This window comes from Acinetobacter sp. TAC-1, from assembly GCF_029025845.1.
Lineage (GTDB): Bacteria > Pseudomonadota > Gammaproteobacteria > Pseudomonadales > Moraxellaceae > Acinetobacter > Acinetobacter guillouiae.
On the sequence record NZ_CP118892.1, the window covers coordinates 3,771,450 to 3,787,755 of the forward strand.

Consider the following 16,306-nt stretch of genomic DNA (forward strand, 5'->3'; position numbering starts at 1 on the left):
TAAGAATGAGCTTAAAAATCAATCCACTGAATGCAATTGACTTTTATAAAGCAGATCACAGACGTCAGTATCCTGTTGGCACAGAATATGTTTATGCCAATTTCACGCCACGCTCTTCTCGTTTAGCAAAAATGTTGCCTGATTTCGACGATAAAATCGTGTTCTTTGGCTTACAAGGCTTTATCAAACACTTTTTGATTGAGACTTGGAATGAAGGTTTTTTCCAACAAGATAAGGCAAAAGTGATTGCTAGATATAAACGTAGAATGGATAACGCATTGGGTGACGGCGCAGTACCAGTCGATCATATCGAAGCTTTATATGACTTAGGCTATTTACCAATCCGAATCAAGGCGCTAGAAGAAGGCAGCCGTGTCAATATAAAAGTACCTGTACTCACTATTGTAAATACCCTACCTGAGTTCTTTTGGTTAACCAACTACTTAGAAACAGTACTCAGTGCTGAATTATGGAAAAGTTGTACGACAGCAACGATTGCATTTGAATACAAACGCTTACTGACAGCATATGCGATTAAAACAGGTGCACCTTTAGACTTCGTTGCTGTACAAGGCCATGATTTTAGTAGTCGCGGCATGAGTGGGATTTATGATGCCACACAAAATGGTGTAGGACATTTAACCAGCTTTATCGGTACAGACGCGGTTTCAGCAATTGATTATGCAGAAGAATATTACGATGCAGACGGCATTGTAGGTGTTTCGGTTCCAGCAACTGAACATAGTGTGATGTGTATGGGCAGTGAAGACAACGAAATTGAAACTTTTAGACGTTTAATCACTGAGCTTTATCCATCAGGTGTGGTCAGTATCGTATCGGATACTTGGGATTTTTGGCGAGTGATTACAGAATTTACTGTGGAGTTAAAAGACGAAATTCTAGCTCGCCAGCCAAATGCCTTAGGTTTGGCTAAATTGGTTTTCCGTCCTGACTCTGGTGATCCTGTAAAAATCATTTGCGGTGACCCTGAAGCTGAAATGGGCAGTCCAGCTTATAAAGGCGCTGTGCAATGTTTATGGGAAATCTTTGGCGGAACCGAAACAGATCAAGGCTATAAAGTTTTAAATGAGCGTGTTGGTTTGATTTATGGTGACTCGATTACTTTGGAACGTGCTTTAAATATTGTTCAAGGGCTGGAAGCGAAGGGCTATGCTTCAAATAATCTGGTCTTTGGCATCGGTAGTTATACTTATAACTATTTAACACGTGACACATTTGGTTTTGCAGTTAAAGCCACTTGGGGACAAGTCAACGGTGTTCCACGTGAATTATTTAAAGATCCGATCACTGATTCTGGTATAAAGAAATCTGCCAAAGGTTTACTTCGTGTAGAAAAAACTGAAGATGGATTTGTGTTATTTGATCAGCAAACCATGGAACAAGAGCAACAAGGTGAGTTAAAAACGGTGTTTGAAAATGGGCAATTGATTCGAGCGTGTCGTTTGAATGAAATTCGGGAGCGATTGGCATGCAAATTATAATCTAAAAGTAAGCATTCAGCTTTGGATAAAGCTGAATGCGAAAACAAAAATTATTGAAAAACACCAGCAAAATAGAAATTTCCATTGATGGTATCTGATCCTATTTTCACATTATCAAAAGTAAAGTTTTGTTTTAGATTATCTACACTTAACCCTTTACAACTTGTATTTCGGTCTCCACATGAAATTGTATCTTCACCCTGCATATAGGTTAAGCTTAAGTGTCCTTTAAACTCTTGATTAATCTGAAAGGTTTCATTATTTTTAAAAGACATTTGATATATTTTTTGATCGTTTATTGTTTGAACATATGCATTCTTTTGAATTGGTACTAGTTGAATTGACTGATTTAAAGTTAAATTATATTGGTCAAATGGCACATATACATTTGAACTTAAAATTTTAGTTTTCTCAGTATAACTTTTTAAAATAAGATTATCTAAATTTAGTTCGAACCCTTCGTTAGAATTAGACCAAATCTCACTTACTAAATTTGAAATAGTATAAGTATCTGCATCATCTGACACTGTGATCGAAATTGCATTTTCAGAATAAGTATTATTATATTTTCTTATTGATAGATAGATCGTTTTATCTTCATTTTTTAAAACTAATTTCTTATCAGTCCAATATAGTTTACCTTCCAAGAAGGTATCAAATTCTCCATAACTTTCAACATAATATTCTTCGCTATCATAGATCACTTTACCTCGAACTTTTAAAATCGGAAAGCGATTACTTTGAAAAATTGGCCAATTGCTTTGGGCAAAATAATTTAATTCTCCTGCGATTAAAACAGATTTAAGATTATTAAAACCTGTTAATTCTGAAGCATCTCCACGATAATATTGGTTTGGCGCATCTTTTAAAATGACTTGGATCTGTTTTTGATGGTTCAAATCTTTAATTGAATAAATTGTATTTGATGAGCAATCATAGGGAGGAAAACAAAAAACAAATTTTACATCTTTTGTACCAGTGTCTTTAAACAGCATAGCGAGTTTAGCTTTGTTACCGCTATTCAATTCAACGACAGAAGAGTCAGAACCATCTTTATTAGCAAAACTAACAGTTGTAATTGGTTGATTTCCTACCGCTGAAATTTTATAAGTGAGTTGCGAATCATCAAATTTTAGGGTTTCATTTACACCATCACCTTTGATTGTTATATAACTAGACCGATTTTCATTCCGAATAGAATTAGAATTATCACCACCACAACCTGATAGCAACAACAAACTCATTGTTGAAAAAATCGCTATTTTTTTCATAATTCACCTTTTATACAGATTTTTTGTTTTTAAACTTTTTATAAACAATCTTATATCACTTATTTTGCTTGGCTAATATCCTATACCCTGCAATAATTCTATTTACCTTTGACTTCATAAAAGCAAGTGAGCCTTACAGTGACCTTTAACTCTGAACAGGAATTTCTCTCTAACTATAATAAAAAGGACTATGAATCCCCATTACTTACAGTGGATATGGCGATTTTTTCTGTTGATGCGGGTCAACTACAGGTTTTATTGATTAAACGTTCTAATTTCCCACAAAAAGATAAATGGGCACTCCCAGGTGGTTTTGTCGATTTGTCTAAAGATCAAGATTTGATGGCAACAGCACATCGTAAATTGGTTGAAAAAACTGGGCTTCAATCACCGCATTTGGAACAAGTTGCAACGGTTGGCAATGCAACACGTGATCCTCGTGGATGGGCTGTAACAGCTTTATATTTTGCCCTGATTGATTTCAAAGCGTTTCAACAGATTGCCTCTGAACAAAATGAATATAGCGAGTGGGTTTCAATTGCTGAGGCAAAAAAATTAGACTTGGCTTTTGATCATTTACAGCTTTTAGATATAGCTGTTGACCGTTTAAGTAGTAAGGCACGTTATACAGCCTTACCCGTCAGTTTGATGCCTAAACTGTTTACTTTGACTGAGCTACAGCAGATTTATGAAATTATTTTGGGACAAAGCTTAGAGAAGAAGTCATTTAGACGGCGTATGATTGAAGCTGGCGCAGTTGAGGAAACAAACCAAACTAAAATTGCGGGCAAACGTCCTGCTCAATTGTATAAGTTTGCGCTACAAAGTTATGATTTCCATTTTCCTCGAATTTTAGAGTACCCGAGGGAAACCACTTAAGCGCTTTGTATTATTTGGATAACAGCAAACAATGAAAACTTTAGAAAGATTAATCAAAGGGATTTACGCAATAAGCTTAAAAGCTTTGTCTTAACTTATCGACATCACTAAATCACTTCACATCGACTTCTAACTGCCGTTTCAATTTCATTTATTGATTTCCAAAAATAACGACATAAGTTCCTATTTTTATTTTTTCCTCTAAACAACAAACCAGTTTTTCTAAAAAACTCATCACTTTGCTCTCGTTAAAATGCAGATCTTTAATTTTTAAGATAATGTCTTGTATGGCATTTTGATCAAAATAGTTATCTGAACAAGGATCAAAACTACACTCAAATTCATTTCTCAGTGGGCTAAACAACGGAAATAAAGATCTAAATATTTTAATGACATAAGCAAAATCATCTTGCGGAATAAAATAAGTTCTATTGCCTTTATTTTGTATCCTCTCTAAGTTTTCATCTTCTGCCCAAATAAAGAAACCCACTTTATCAACATATTTTGGATTTTCATCTATGCTCAATTTGATTGTGCGTTGATTAAATTCATTAATTTTTTGAATGATTTTTTCAAGATTGTGATGATATCTAGGATCATCATAATACTCTTGAGCAAGCTCCGCCTCACAATCTGTTGCTACACAAATTTTTTCAATATTCTGCTGATGATAAACTTGTATGCAATGTGCTATCTCATCATATTGTTTTAATAAAGTGCAAGCATCTGCGATTGAAATGGTAATTTTTGCGCGTAATTCATGTAATTTTTCTTTATCCATAACACATCACTTTTAATTGCCTCATTCTTTCATTTTCAATATTTATACATCACAACTTTGCAAATTCTATTATCTTAATCAAAACATTTAAAATTGGACAATAACAATGAACGCACTAAGCTACTTTGAAATTCAGTCTTCAAACCCTGAACGTGAAGTTAAATTTTATCATGAAGTTTTCGGTTGGAAATTTAGTAAAGTTGAAGGTCTACCCATTCAATATTTTCAAATTGAAACAGCCAACATACATGGTGGCTTATTGGAGCGTCCAGCTCAAACACCACCCACCCATTGCGGAACCAATGCTTTTACCTGTTCCTTTGAAGTTGAAGATTTTGATACAACTGCTGAAAAGATTTTAGCTTTGGGTGGACAAGTAGCAATGGAGAAATTTGCTATTCCCAATAAATGTTGGCAAGGTTATTTTTTAGATGCAGATCATAATACCTTTGGATTAGTCCAAGTTGACCCTAATGCAAAATAAGCTTGATTGATTAAAAATCTAAATGAATGTTTGAGAAAAACCTGTCTATATTCGGCTGCATGAAACAGTTGAGATTAAAAGATAGCGAATATTTTTTAAGAATTTTTATAAAAAATACAGATCATATTAAGTGATTAAGGCCTTACAGCTGATTTAAGCATTCAATTTGTGCTACCTTAACCTTAATTTTAAATTCTGTAAGGCTTATCCAACTAATGACTGTACGCTTTCTTCATACTTCAGACTGGCATCTGGGACAATTCTTCTATAACCATTCTCGCCAGTATGAACATGAGCAATTTTTAGCGTGGTTATTAGTTCAAATCAAAGAAAAGCAGCCCCATGCCCTATTGATTGCGGGTGATATATTCGATGTCATCAATCCTGCATCTGCTGCGCAAAAACAGCTCTATCAATTCCTAGCCAATGCACATCAGCTTGCTCCACATATGCAAACCTTAATGATTGCAGGTAATCATGATTCAGGTTATCGCATTGAACAAGTTGAGCCCCTGCTTGAAAAATATCACGCTAAAACAGTCGGTGTGATTCATAAAAACGAGCTTGGTCAAATTGATTTAGATCGTTTACTGATTCCAATTTATGATGAACAAAAAAATATTATTGCTTGGTGCCTAAGCTTACCGTTTCTGCGCTCAGCCGAAATCACTGGCTTTAATGAACAAACCAATAACAGTCAAAATGCCATTGCCTATTTACATCAACAGGTGATTTCTGAAGCACGAAAAAGAAAGACGGATAATCAAGCACTCATTCTAATGTCACATGCCCATATGCAAGGTGGAGAAACCTCTGATTCTGAACGCCCGATTATCATTGGCAATGAGGAAGCACTGTCTACCACATTGTTTGAAGATAGCATTGATTATGTTGCGCTCGGACATTTACATAAACCACAAAAAGTTGGTCAGGAACATATCCGTTATAGTGGCTCACCTATCCCCTTATCCTTTAGTGAAATCAACTATAAACACCAAATTGTAGACGTTAATATTGACCCGCTTAAAACAGATGAGTCACGGGTTTCATTTGAAAGTGTATTTATTCCCCGTAGTGTACAACTGCATAAAATTAAAGGGGAATTGAATGAAGTTTTAGCCAAATTAAAGGCATTAGCAAGCGGTGAAATTGAAAATATTGACCAGCGTGAATATGTCGATATTGAATACCATACCGATGTTCCCCCTCCGCCCAATTTGCGCCAACAATTTGAAGATGCCTTGCCTAAAAGCCGTTACCGCTTAGTTCGCATCTCAAGACAATACTTCACATCAGAAAAAAATAGCGATGAAATTACTTCAATCAATTTAGAACCACCAACACCAGAAAAACTCTTTCAACAACTTTGGGAAAAAAATGGCTATGCCAATGATGATGCGGTCTTGAAAGATTTTTTAAGCTTATTACAAGAAGCCGAAAAAACGCTTGAAAATCAACATGACGCATAGGAGTTTGCCGTGAAAATTTTATCTATACGACTCAAAAATCTCGCATCTCTTTCGGGTGAACATTTTATAGATTTTGAATCTGAACCATTAGCTTCAGCAGGTTTAGTGGCGATTGTTGGAAAAACAGGGGCAGGAAAATCAACCATTTTGGATGCCATGTGCCTTGCTCTGTTTAATAAAATCCCACGTTTAAAAGACAGTGATGGTAAATTACAGGATGTTGATGGCTCTGAACTTTTAACCAACTCACCACTGACTGTACTACGCCGTGGTACCGCACACGGCTTTGCTGAATTATGTTTTGTGGCACAAGATCAAAAGCATTATTTGGCACGCTGGGAACTTAAACGTTCCCGTGAAAAAGCAGATGGAAAACTACAAAGTGTCCAACGCTATTTAAAATGCTTAACTGATGGAACAGTAATAGCAGATAAAGCCAAAGCCGTTGAATCAGCGATTTATAAAATTACCCAACTGAGTTTTGAGCAATTTACCCGTGCAGTTCTTTTGGCACAGTCCGAAGTTACAGCCTTTTTAAAAGCACGTGACAATGAACGTGGTGAATTACTTGAGTATTTAACCAATTCATCCATTTTTGGAAAAGTCGGCCAATTGGCCTATGAAAAAACCAAATTGGTGGCATCAAAACGTAAGGAATTGGAAAATCTTCTCGGCCATATTGAACTTCTCTCTGAGGAAGATGCCGCTGAATTACACATACAATTCCAACACATCAATCAAGACTATAAAAAACTTGAAGATGAAAAATCGCAACTTGAAAAACAGCAGCAATGGTTTGAGCGTAAACAAAAACTGAATGATGAAATTGTCGTTAAGCAACAGTTGCTTGATACACAGTTACAGACGCAACAAGGCTTAATCCCTGAGCGTGAACGTTTAAATCGTTTAGAAATATTCTCAGAAATTCGCTCTAGTATTTTCCAAAAGCAACAACTGATAAAAACCGAACAGCAACTCGCACCACAAATTCAAAAACAACAACAGCTTTTTGATACATTACAAGTTCAATTTGACACTGAACAGACCCGTTTTCTCCAAACTGAAAGTGCTTTAACTGTTCAGCAAAATTTTGAAAATACCCATCGTGAGTCTTTGAGTGAAGTACGAAAATGTATCCAGGAGCGGGATTTTATTGGAGTCGAATTTAAGAAAATTCAGACCAAATTAAATGATTTAGAATCGTCTAAAACCCCACTACTCAATCAACAACAACAACTTGAACATCATATTCAGCAGATTACAGAAAAACGAAATCTTTTAAATCAGCAACTTGCAGACACTCAACAGTTCTCAAGTTTGGATAAAGGTTTAACTGCACATGTGCAACAGTTAACTCAATTTATTCAGCACTATCAATCTATTGAAAATCAATTAGGAAATGTATCTCAGGCTGAAACGAAATTAATTGAGCAAAAAACACAATTACAAGACTCAATTCATCAATTTGGAACTGCGGAGAAACTTGAAACTCAGCTTGAACAAACGCGTCAACAACGTGAATTTAAACTAAGCCAACTCAACCAATTGGCGACGTTACAGCAAAAATTAGCCCAGTTTTTTGAATTAAAGATTGAATCTCAGCAGCTTAATGACCGATTGAAACGTTGCTCAGCGCAATTTCAACAACTTGAAAAAACCACAATACAGACTGAACAAGATTTCCAAACGGCGAAACAAGCTCGCTTAAAACTGCAAGAGGTTTTACAACAGCAACGCTTATTACATGCTGAAAATGTAGAACATTTAAGAGCTGAATTAGTAGATGGTCAAGCTTGTGTTGTTTGTGGAAGCACAACTCATCCCTATCACCGTGATGATTCTGCTGTATCTAAAGCACTATTTGAGCTACAACAACAACAGGAACAACAAGCCACGCTCAAGGAACAAGAAACCTTTAACCTTTGGCAAGCGGCTCAACAAGACTTGACCAAATTGAGTGTCGAACAGCAACAACTTAAGACCACTGTTCAAAATGTGACTGAAAAAATAACCGTCATACAACAGCTGTGTATTGAACAAGGTCAATCAGCCCAAATCCCGCTGAACTTAACTCAGACACAATCTGAAATTAAGCAACAATTGGAGCAACTTACCCAGCAATATCAGTTTGATATTCAACAATTGGAAGCACAATCTAAGCAATGGATTCAAAGCATCAAAATTCAGCAACAATTAAGTCAAAGCGTTCAACACACTGAACATTTATTACAAAATGCCAATAACCTACACAATCAGGTCCAACATATTGTCAGTTGCTTAGCTGAGCGTGAAAAAAATGCATGGCAACAGTACAGTATCACCACAGCACAACATATCTTGAGCCAATTAAATACGCGTACACAACAGCTTGAACAGCTTGAGTTATTGTCGAAACAGCATGATCAATATCTACAGCAACTCAATACAGCTCAACTCAATATAGCGAATGCAGCCAAACAAATTTCTGAAACTGCCCATAGCTTGAACGAGATAAAACTGAAAGGACAACAAAACACAGAATTGGCAAATCAACTCATTCAAAACATGACAGGATTAACCGAAGTTAAACCAAATGAATGGTTAACGCAGTATGAGCATGAATATCAGAAAATTCAGACGCTTTACCAACAACAGAAGCAAAGCTTTAATCAATTACGCAATCAATTTGAGCAGGAAAAAAGTCAGCTCGAACAACTCAAAGCCCAGCAACAACACAATCAGAATAACCTCAATCTAGTGAATCAGGATATTCAGCAATGGCTCACTCAGCATCCAGCTTTTCAGCCTGATGATTTAGAGCACTTGGCTCAAATCACGGCGGTACAAGAACAACAGATCCGCCAACAACTGCAACATGCTGAACGAATGTTAAATGAAGCCAACTCAGCACTTAACACCATACAAGAGCAATTAACCGAACATAAGCTTCATCAACCTGAAATTGATTTTGAACAGCTACAACAATTGATTTTGGATAATGCGAATACGCTGAAAACCCAATTTGAAATCCGTGATCAGTTAAAACTCAAACTTGAATTGCATCAGCAAAATGTTGCTAAGCAAAAGCAATTTGCTGATCAGATTCAACAAGTACAACAGGAAGAACATCGCTGGGGCAAGATTTCAGGCTTAATGGGAGATGCGACCGGTAAGAAATTCCGTGATTATGCACAACAGTATAATCTGGATATTTTACTCGAACATGCCAACCAACAATTGGCGATGTTGTCTCAACGTTATACCTTAAAGCGGTTAGATAACTCACTTAGTCTTGCCATCATTGACCATGATATGGACGGTGAAACCCGTTCTGTTGCCTCACTTTCAGGGGGTGAGTCATTCTTGACTGCCCTTGCCTTGTCTTTGGCAATTGCCAATATGGCATCAGGTTCAATGAAAATTGAATCTCTCTTTATCGATGAAGGTTTTGGAACATTGGATGCATCTTCTTTACATATGGTCATGAATGCATTAGATCAACTGCAGAATCAAGGGCGTAAAGTTGTATTGATTTCACATATACAGGAAATGCATGAACGTATTCCTGTGCAAATTCAGGTGCGTCCTTTAGGGGCGGGTGCAAGTACGATTGAAGTGGTGAGTTAGTGTTTAACTCACACTTCTTAATTTAAATTTTTATCGTATTCTGCTTGTATCTTATCGCAATAAGGTTTCATTGCAGTCACTAAATTTTTAAAACCATTCAAAGCTTCATCAAATGTACGCTGATCTTCAGCAAACTCTTGATCGAATGGCTCTTTATACTTTTGATTACTCAACAACATTTTAACGATTTGCTGTTGATGAACACATCTCCTATGCGCGCTCATTATATTATCATCTTGAGCCGTATTCGCAATTGAATCCATGAGAGATGCAACAAGGGATTCAAAAACCTCCTTAAACGCTTGATAAGTCTTTTGCTCTGAAACAATCGCTTTGTTCAGCTCAGGATTTGCACTTGTATTTGCATGAATTAAAGATGTAACCAATAAACATAGAATCGATAGTAAATATTTAATATTTTTCATTATTCTTCCAAACAATTAAAAAAGAAGTGCTTATAAGCACTTCTTTACTTTATTCTTTATCGATCTGCGGGAAATGCATTTGGTGGAGGTGCATATTTATTCACAGGTTTAGCCTCATCTTCTGGTGCTTCCAACTCATATAAAACCGTACCAATTACACCAGCATTCTGAATGGAACCATTCTCTGAGTTCGCAGCATACGCATCTTTAGGCTTACTAAAAGTAAAGGAAGCAACAGCAGATTCACTCTTACGGAAACCTTCAATTTTCAAAGAATCATGTGCATGTAAGACATAACCAGAATTACTTCGGGATGCCTCACTGCCATCAATGACATCTACACCATCAACACTGGCAACCACTTCAAAGGTTTTCGCTGTGTTATTTTCATACTGAAGTTGATAGCTTTGCCCTTCACGCCCTGACAAATAGTAGCTTTGTCCAACACGATACATTGGAATTCGGTTTCCATGATCATCTACAACAGAAAAACTCACTTTTCCTGCGGCAATAGAAATTGAATTGACCGTTTTACCTTTATAGTTCTTATCTGCATATTGCACGATAGTTTCAGCAAGAGGTGAATCAGATTTACGCTTTAACTGCACTTCAGTCACATGGGAATCAATTTCATCACCCCACTTTGTGCCTAACTTTTCGTCAGCTGCAACTTGATTGTTGGCTGCTTCAGCGGCTGCATCTGCACTAGTCGCTTCGGCTTGGGATTGTGATGCGCTTTCATCTGATTTTTTCGAACATGCAGCTAGAAAAATACACAACAAAAGGCAGAGAAATATATTTATATTTTTCATTATAAAACCTATTTTAAAGTTTATAAGTTACGTAGATTATTATCAAAGTCATAATATCGTAGCTGTTTTGACTGCGCTATTTTTAAATTATTGCAATTATGTAACATTATAACATCTCAAAAAATAAGAGGGATAATGTGATCCCTCTCACTTCTTAATATTTTTAATTAATCCGCAGGAAAGGCATTTGGTGCAGGCGCATAAGTATCCTTAGATTTTTTGGGTAGATCGTATTTAGGGGCTTTTAACTCATACACCACTGTACCAATCACACCAGTATTTTGAATAGAACCACTGGCAGAGTTGGCGGCATAGGCATCATTCGGCTTACTAAAAATAAATGAAGCTACAGATGAGTTACTTTTTCTAAAACCTTCAATCGCAAATGAGCTATAAGGTCTTAACACATAACCACTATTTGAACGTGAAGCTTTACTTCCATTGAGAACATCTAGGCCATCGACACTTGCAACAACTTCAAAGGTTTGGCTACTGGTATTGGCATAACGCAATTGATAGCTTTGTCCATCACGGGCAGAGAGATAATAACGCTCGCCATCACGATATAGCGGTAAAATTCGCCCACGATCATCCACAACAGAAAAGCTAATTTTTCCAGCGGCTAAAGAAATGCTGTTAATACTGCGTCCTGAAAATTGCTTACTGGCATAACGAATTTGAGTTTCATCAATAGGATGACTACTCAAACGTTTTAAATCAACTTGAGTCACATATGAACTTACGTCATCTCCCCATTTCGTTCCCAAACGCTCTTCTGACTTTACTCGATTTTGGTTGGAAATAGGCGCTGGTGCAGCTTTAGCTGTTGCTGAGGTAGGTGATGGTGCAGATTCGATTTCTTGCGAAGTAGCATCCTGCGTTGAAGAATATTTTGCAGTACTACAAGCGCTGATTAAAGCACAAAGACATAACCATAATAATAGTTTGGATTTATACATATTCTATTTCCAGTTTTTAAATCTTATTCAAATCAGTATAGTCAAATTGACGATCATATTACATCTAGAATTGTTGAGTATATTTTAAAAAAGTTAACTGAATAGTTTGCCTTAAAGTAAATTCCAAATGCTTAAACGGATACTTATCAGCTTCATTTTACCTGTACATAGAATTGTTTTTTATAGTGATTTATCTTAGCCAATGTGAAAAATATACTTATTTCTTAAAAGAATAAATATCAACACAAATCAAAAAACTGTATGTAGAAATACAGTTTTTGATTTCATACCAACAACTACTCAGCGTGTACAGGTCTTAGAGTTAAAATCTGTTCACTACGTCCGAATGGTCCATAAATATCATGTAAGACGGAACTGGTTAAACCAATACCATCTTCACCATACTGCTGTACGGTTTCTAAACCTAACCATTGACCTTGGGGCAAACGATATAAATGAATTTGTAAATCTAAGTTTGGAAAGCCCCAATTAAAAGGAGGTGTTTGTCTCGCCACGACACCATTTGCAGTATCGACCATTCCCATTAACTTCACAAATGCAGATGTCGGTCGACCTTCAACCATATCCAAAGTATTGCTAAGCCATACAATACCAGCTCCCTGTCGACGTTGCTCAGTCCTTGCTTCAATCGAATGAATATATCCACCAGGCCATTGACGTATTTCATGCCAAATCGGTAACTGTTCAGGCGTTCCAATAGATTGATCCTCTAAACCTGCAACACTTTGACTATTGCTGGTCATCATGCGCCAAGTTCTCGCCACAATACTTATTTTACCTTGTGTGACCATTTCGGATTCAATCAGTTCAATGGTCTTGCCAGCTCGAATTACTTTTGTCCGAATATAAAATTCGCCACCCGCAATTAATCCAAGAATATCTAAACTTATACGACCAATTCGAACATCATTTCGAGGTGAAAACTGCTCTAATTCAGCACAAATAACCCCTGTCGCTGGTGCCATATGTTGCTCATGCGCATTCCAAGCCCCTTGAGCATGATGTGTCGATTGATAATGTGCAGTCACTACACCCTGTTTATCGGTATGACGCTGAATCAATTGATAATATGCAGACATAAACTTCCCTATCACTCTTAAAAATCATTCGCTATACATATAATCCCGCATTATTTTTGTACTCGACTTAAGCAAAGAAGTCTAATACTAATAGGAAAAATGACCCTTAGCGTTCAATATTTTACACAGGATTGAACGCTTAGATTTAAAGTGAGATATTGAAAAGAGTGATATATTGAAAAGTCAGTGTTTGAAAGCCTAGATTTAACCAATGAGTAAAACGACGCCAGAGAAAATCAGACAATAAATACCAAAGAAATGCCAACGACCATGTTCAAGCCAACTCGATAGCCATTTTAAAGCAACAAGGCCTGCAATAAAGCTAAACAGCATACCAAACATACTGGGTAAAAGCAGTTGAGCTAAATGGATATTTTGAAAATTCTCGGCATGTAGCAATCGATAAAGCTCTTTTACAATCACCGCTGGGGTCAACACCACAGCCAAGGCAAAACTAAACTCTTCCGCTTTTTGGCGAGCAACACCTAAAAATAATCCTGTTGAAATTGTTGCACCTGAACGTGAAAAACCACGGAACGGCAAGCATAAAGCCTGAACAGCACCAATCCATGCCGCACTTTTCACCGTCACATCACCAACCTGTCCACGATCTAATCGAGAAGATAAAATAATCAATACACCAGCAGAAGCTAAAGCAGCAGCCATTAATTTTGAGTTGCTAAACAATTGCTCAATTTCAAAGTGGCTTGCCCCAGCAAAAAAAACATGTTTGATCATCGATTGCAGTGCCAATCCGAGTACGCCCGTGATGCCTGTTGCAACAATCACAAACCATGCTTGTTTTTTAAAGCGATCCCATGACGAAAAATAGGTTGTGCGCCAAGACTTCCAAAAATACACAATGACCGCAAACATGGTTCCTGTATGTAGCATCACCAATAAAAACGTCATATCAGGCGCTGATGGGTCAAAACCCATCAATTTTTCAGCCACAATCACATGCGCTGAACTGGATACCGGCAGCAGTTCTGCAAACCCTTGTATGATGGCAAGAATAAGTACATGAAAAATAGTCATCAACAATCTCAATGGATTAGAATTATTGATGTCTTATACGTTTACAGCATTAAATCTAAATTAAAATAAACTTAAACCCAGCGAAAATTAACTCAGCCTTCTCGCCGATTTCGCTACAACCTTTAACGCTGATTTGAATAATCTCGTGCACCAAACAAAGCTGTCCCAATACGTACCATGGTTGACCCTGCGGCAATGGCTTCCACCATATCTCCAGACATCCCCATGCTTAACGTATCCCAATCTGCAGCATGCGCATGATGAACTTTAACCTGATCAAACAATTGCTTTGCATCACTAAATGCTTGCGGATGATCAGGTGCAGGAATCACCATTAAACCACGCAACTTTAAATTCTTTAATTGACTGATTTGTTTCACCAGATCTGCAACTTCATCAGGCTGACAACCGTCTTTACTGTCTTGTGCATCAATATTGACTTGCAAACAAATATTTAATGGCGTTTGAGTCGCTTCTCGTTGATTTGAGAGACGCTCTGCAATGATAAAACGATCAACACCATGCACCCACGCAAACTTTTCAGCAAGATGCTTGGTTTTATTGCGCTGCACATGACCAATAAAATGCCATTCGATCTCTAAATCTGTTAAATCTTCAATTTTTTCCAGCGCTTCTTGTAAATAATTTTCCCCAAAAGCACGCTGCCCCGTAGCATACATTTCTTTTAATAACGTACTTGGATGTGTTTTGGAAACTGCCAACAACTGTACCTGACTCACATCTTGATTTGCAGCCAAACAGGCCTGCTGAATTTGCGCGAGTACATGATTTCGGGCTTGATTTAGATCATTCATTGACAAGGTTCTCATTTCATAAAAATTTCAGCTTCCAAGCAATGAAATTGTTGGTTATGCTGAGTGAAAGGCCTTATTATTCTACAAAATAATTAAGCAAATAGGTTTTTATTCGGGGACATTATGGATATTACAGAATTATTGGCGTTTTCCGTCAAAAACGGTGCATCTGACTTACACCTTTCAGCAGGTATGCCACCGATGATTCGTGTCGATGGTGAGGTCCGTCGTATCAATTTACCAGCATTGGAACATAAAGAAGTTCACAGACTGGTTTATGACATCATGAATGATAAACAACGTCGTGATTTTGAAGAACAATTAGAAACTGACTTCTCATTTGAAGTTCCAGGTATTGCCCGTTTCCGTGTCAACGCATTCAACCAAAACCGTGGTGCGGGTGCTGTATTTCGTACCATTCCTTCCAAAGTATTGACCATGGAAGATTTAGGTTTAGGACAAATCTTTAAAGATCTTTGTGAATTACCCCGTGGTTTGATCCTTGTAACAGGTCCAACAGGTTCCGGTAAATCAACCACATTGGCCTCTATGATTGACTTTATTAATGACAGTCGCTATGACCATATTTTAACGGTCGAAGATCCAATCGAATTTGTACACCAATCTAAAAAGTGTCTCATCAACCAGCGTGAAGTGCATCGTGATACACATGGCTTTAATGAAGCACTGCGTTCTGCGTTACGTGAAGACCCTGACATTATCTTGGTTGGTGAGATGCGTGACCTTGAAACCATTCGCCTTGCTTTAACAGCAGCAGAAACAGGTCACTTGGTTTTCGGTACACTACACACCACATCAGCGGCAAAAACCATTGACCGTGTGATTGACGTATTCCCTGCTGAAGAAAAAGACATGGTCCGTGCCATGCTGTCAGAATCATTACAAGCGGTTATTTCACAAACCCTACTGAAAAAGAATGGTGGCGGACGAGTTGCAGCACACGAAATCATGATCGGTATTCCTGCAATTCGTAACTTAATCCGTGAAAACAAAGTTGCACAGATGTATTCAGCAATTCAAACCGGTGCAAACTATGGTATGACCACATTGGATCAGAGTTTAAAAACACTGGTCGCCAAAGGTGTTATTAGTCCTCAAGTTGCAAGAAATGTAGCAAAACAACCAGAATCATTCTTATAAAATG

14 protein-coding genes are annotated in these 16,306 nt (G+C 37.3%); 6 read left to right on the forward strand and 8 right to left on the reverse strand.

Translation table 11 applies throughout. The features are described 5' to 3' along the window. Positions 1-5 precede the first annotated feature (5 nt). The gene (locus PYV58_RS17665; RefSeq protein ID WP_034610939.1) at positions 6-1,502 is read left to right on the forward strand and encodes a nicotinate phosphoribosyltransferase; all 1,497 of its coding nucleotides are present in this window, start codon (positions 6-8) and stop codon (positions 1,500-1,502) included. A 50-nt stretch (positions 1,503-1,552) separates the two neighbouring features. On the opposite strand, the gene PYV58_RS17670 is transcribed toward PYV58_RS17665, so the two are convergent. Further along, the gene (locus PYV58_RS17670) at positions 1,553-2,773 is read right to left on the reverse strand and encodes a hypothetical protein (RefSeq protein WP_034610942.1); all 1,221 of its coding nucleotides are present in this window, start codon (positions 2,771-2,773) and stop codon (positions 1,553-1,555) included. 138 nt (positions 2,774-2,911) lie between these two features. Between PYV58_RS17670 and PYV58_RS17675 the strand changes: the two genes are divergently transcribed. Next, positions 2,912-3,652, forward strand: a complete 741-nt coding sequence (locus PYV58_RS17675) for an NUDIX domain-containing protein (protein WP_034610947.1) — start codon at positions 2,912-2,914, stop codon at positions 3,650-3,652. Between the two features lie 151 nt (positions 3,653-3,803). Here the strand turns inward: PYV58_RS17675 and PYV58_RS17680 are convergent, their stop codons facing one another. Then, positions 3,804-4,433 carry a hypothetical protein gene (locus tag PYV58_RS17680; RefSeq protein WP_034610951.1) on the reverse strand — a complete coding sequence of 210 codons (630 nt, stop codon included), beginning with the start codon at positions 4,431-4,433 and terminating at the stop codon, positions 3,804-3,806. A gap of 106 nt (positions 4,434-4,539) precedes the next feature. On the opposite strand from PYV58_RS17680, the gene PYV58_RS17685 reads away from it, so the two are divergent. The 3 genes from PYV58_RS17685 (at position 4,540) to PYV58_RS17695 (ending at position 9,992) form a co-directional block, all read left to right on the forward strand. Continuing rightward, positions 4,540-4,917: a VOC family protein gene (locus tag PYV58_RS17685; RefSeq protein WP_004722716.1), complete on the forward strand. Its 378-nt coding sequence runs from the start codon at positions 4,540-4,542 to the stop codon at positions 4,915-4,917. A gap of 215 nt (positions 4,918-5,132) precedes the next feature. Further along, positions 5,133-6,386 carry an exonuclease SbcCD subunit D gene (locus PYV58_RS17690; RefSeq protein ID WP_034610954.1) on the forward strand — a complete coding sequence of 418 codons (1,254 nt, stop codon included), beginning with the start codon at positions 5,133-5,135 and terminating at the stop codon, positions 6,384-6,386. Positions 6,387-6,395: 9 nt separating this feature from the next. Continuing rightward, a complete protein-coding gene (locus PYV58_RS17695) occupies positions 6,396-9,992 on the forward strand; it encodes an AAA family ATPase (RefSeq protein ID WP_034610957.1) in 3,597 nt (1,198 codons plus the stop codon). Between the two features lie 17 nt (positions 9,993-10,009). On the opposite strand, the gene PYV58_RS17700 is transcribed toward PYV58_RS17695, so the two are convergent. The 6 genes from PYV58_RS17700 to PYV58_RS17725 all read right to left on the reverse strand — a co-directional run bounded on the left by PYV58_RS17700 (position 10,010) and on the right by PYV58_RS17725 (position 15,141). Beyond that, complete coding sequence (locus PYV58_RS17700; RefSeq protein ID WP_034610959.1) at positions 10,010-10,417, reverse strand: hypothetical protein; 408 nt, start codon at positions 10,415-10,417, stop codon at positions 10,010-10,012. A gap of 56 nt (positions 10,418-10,473) precedes the next feature. Continuing rightward, entirely contained in the window at positions 10,474-11,229 is a 756-nt protein-coding gene (locus PYV58_RS17705; protein ID WP_034610962.1) for a hypothetical protein, read from the reverse strand. A gap of 167 nt (positions 11,230-11,396) precedes the next feature. Next, the gene (locus PYV58_RS17710; RefSeq protein WP_034610965.1) at positions 11,397-12,188 is read right to left on the reverse strand and encodes a hypothetical protein; all 792 of its coding nucleotides are present in this window, start codon (positions 12,186-12,188) and stop codon (positions 11,397-11,399) included. Between the two features lie 296 nt (positions 12,189-12,484). Then, positions 12,485-13,288, reverse strand: a complete 804-nt coding sequence (locus tag PYV58_RS17715; protein ID WP_034610970.1) for a thioesterase family protein — start codon at positions 13,286-13,288, stop codon at positions 12,485-12,487. A 204-nt stretch (positions 13,289-13,492) separates the two neighbouring features. Next, entirely contained in the window at positions 13,493-14,326 is an 834-nt protein-coding gene (locus PYV58_RS17720) for an undecaprenyl-diphosphate phosphatase (protein WP_004819404.1), read from the reverse strand. 122 nt (positions 14,327-14,448) lie between these two features. Then, positions 14,449-15,141, reverse strand: coding sequence for a YggS family pyridoxal phosphate-dependent enzyme (locus PYV58_RS17725; RefSeq protein WP_034610974.1), 693 nt, complete (start codon positions 15,139-15,141; stop codon positions 14,449-14,451). A gap of 123 nt (positions 15,142-15,264) precedes the next feature. Here PYV58_RS17725 and PYV58_RS17730 point away from each other — a divergent pair, with 123 nt between their 5' ends. Then, positions 15,265-16,302, forward strand: a complete 1,038-nt coding sequence (locus PYV58_RS17730) for a type IV pilus twitching motility protein PilT (RefSeq protein WP_004722735.1) — start codon at positions 15,265-15,267, stop codon at positions 16,300-16,302. Positions 16,303-16,306: the final 4 nt, after the last annotated feature.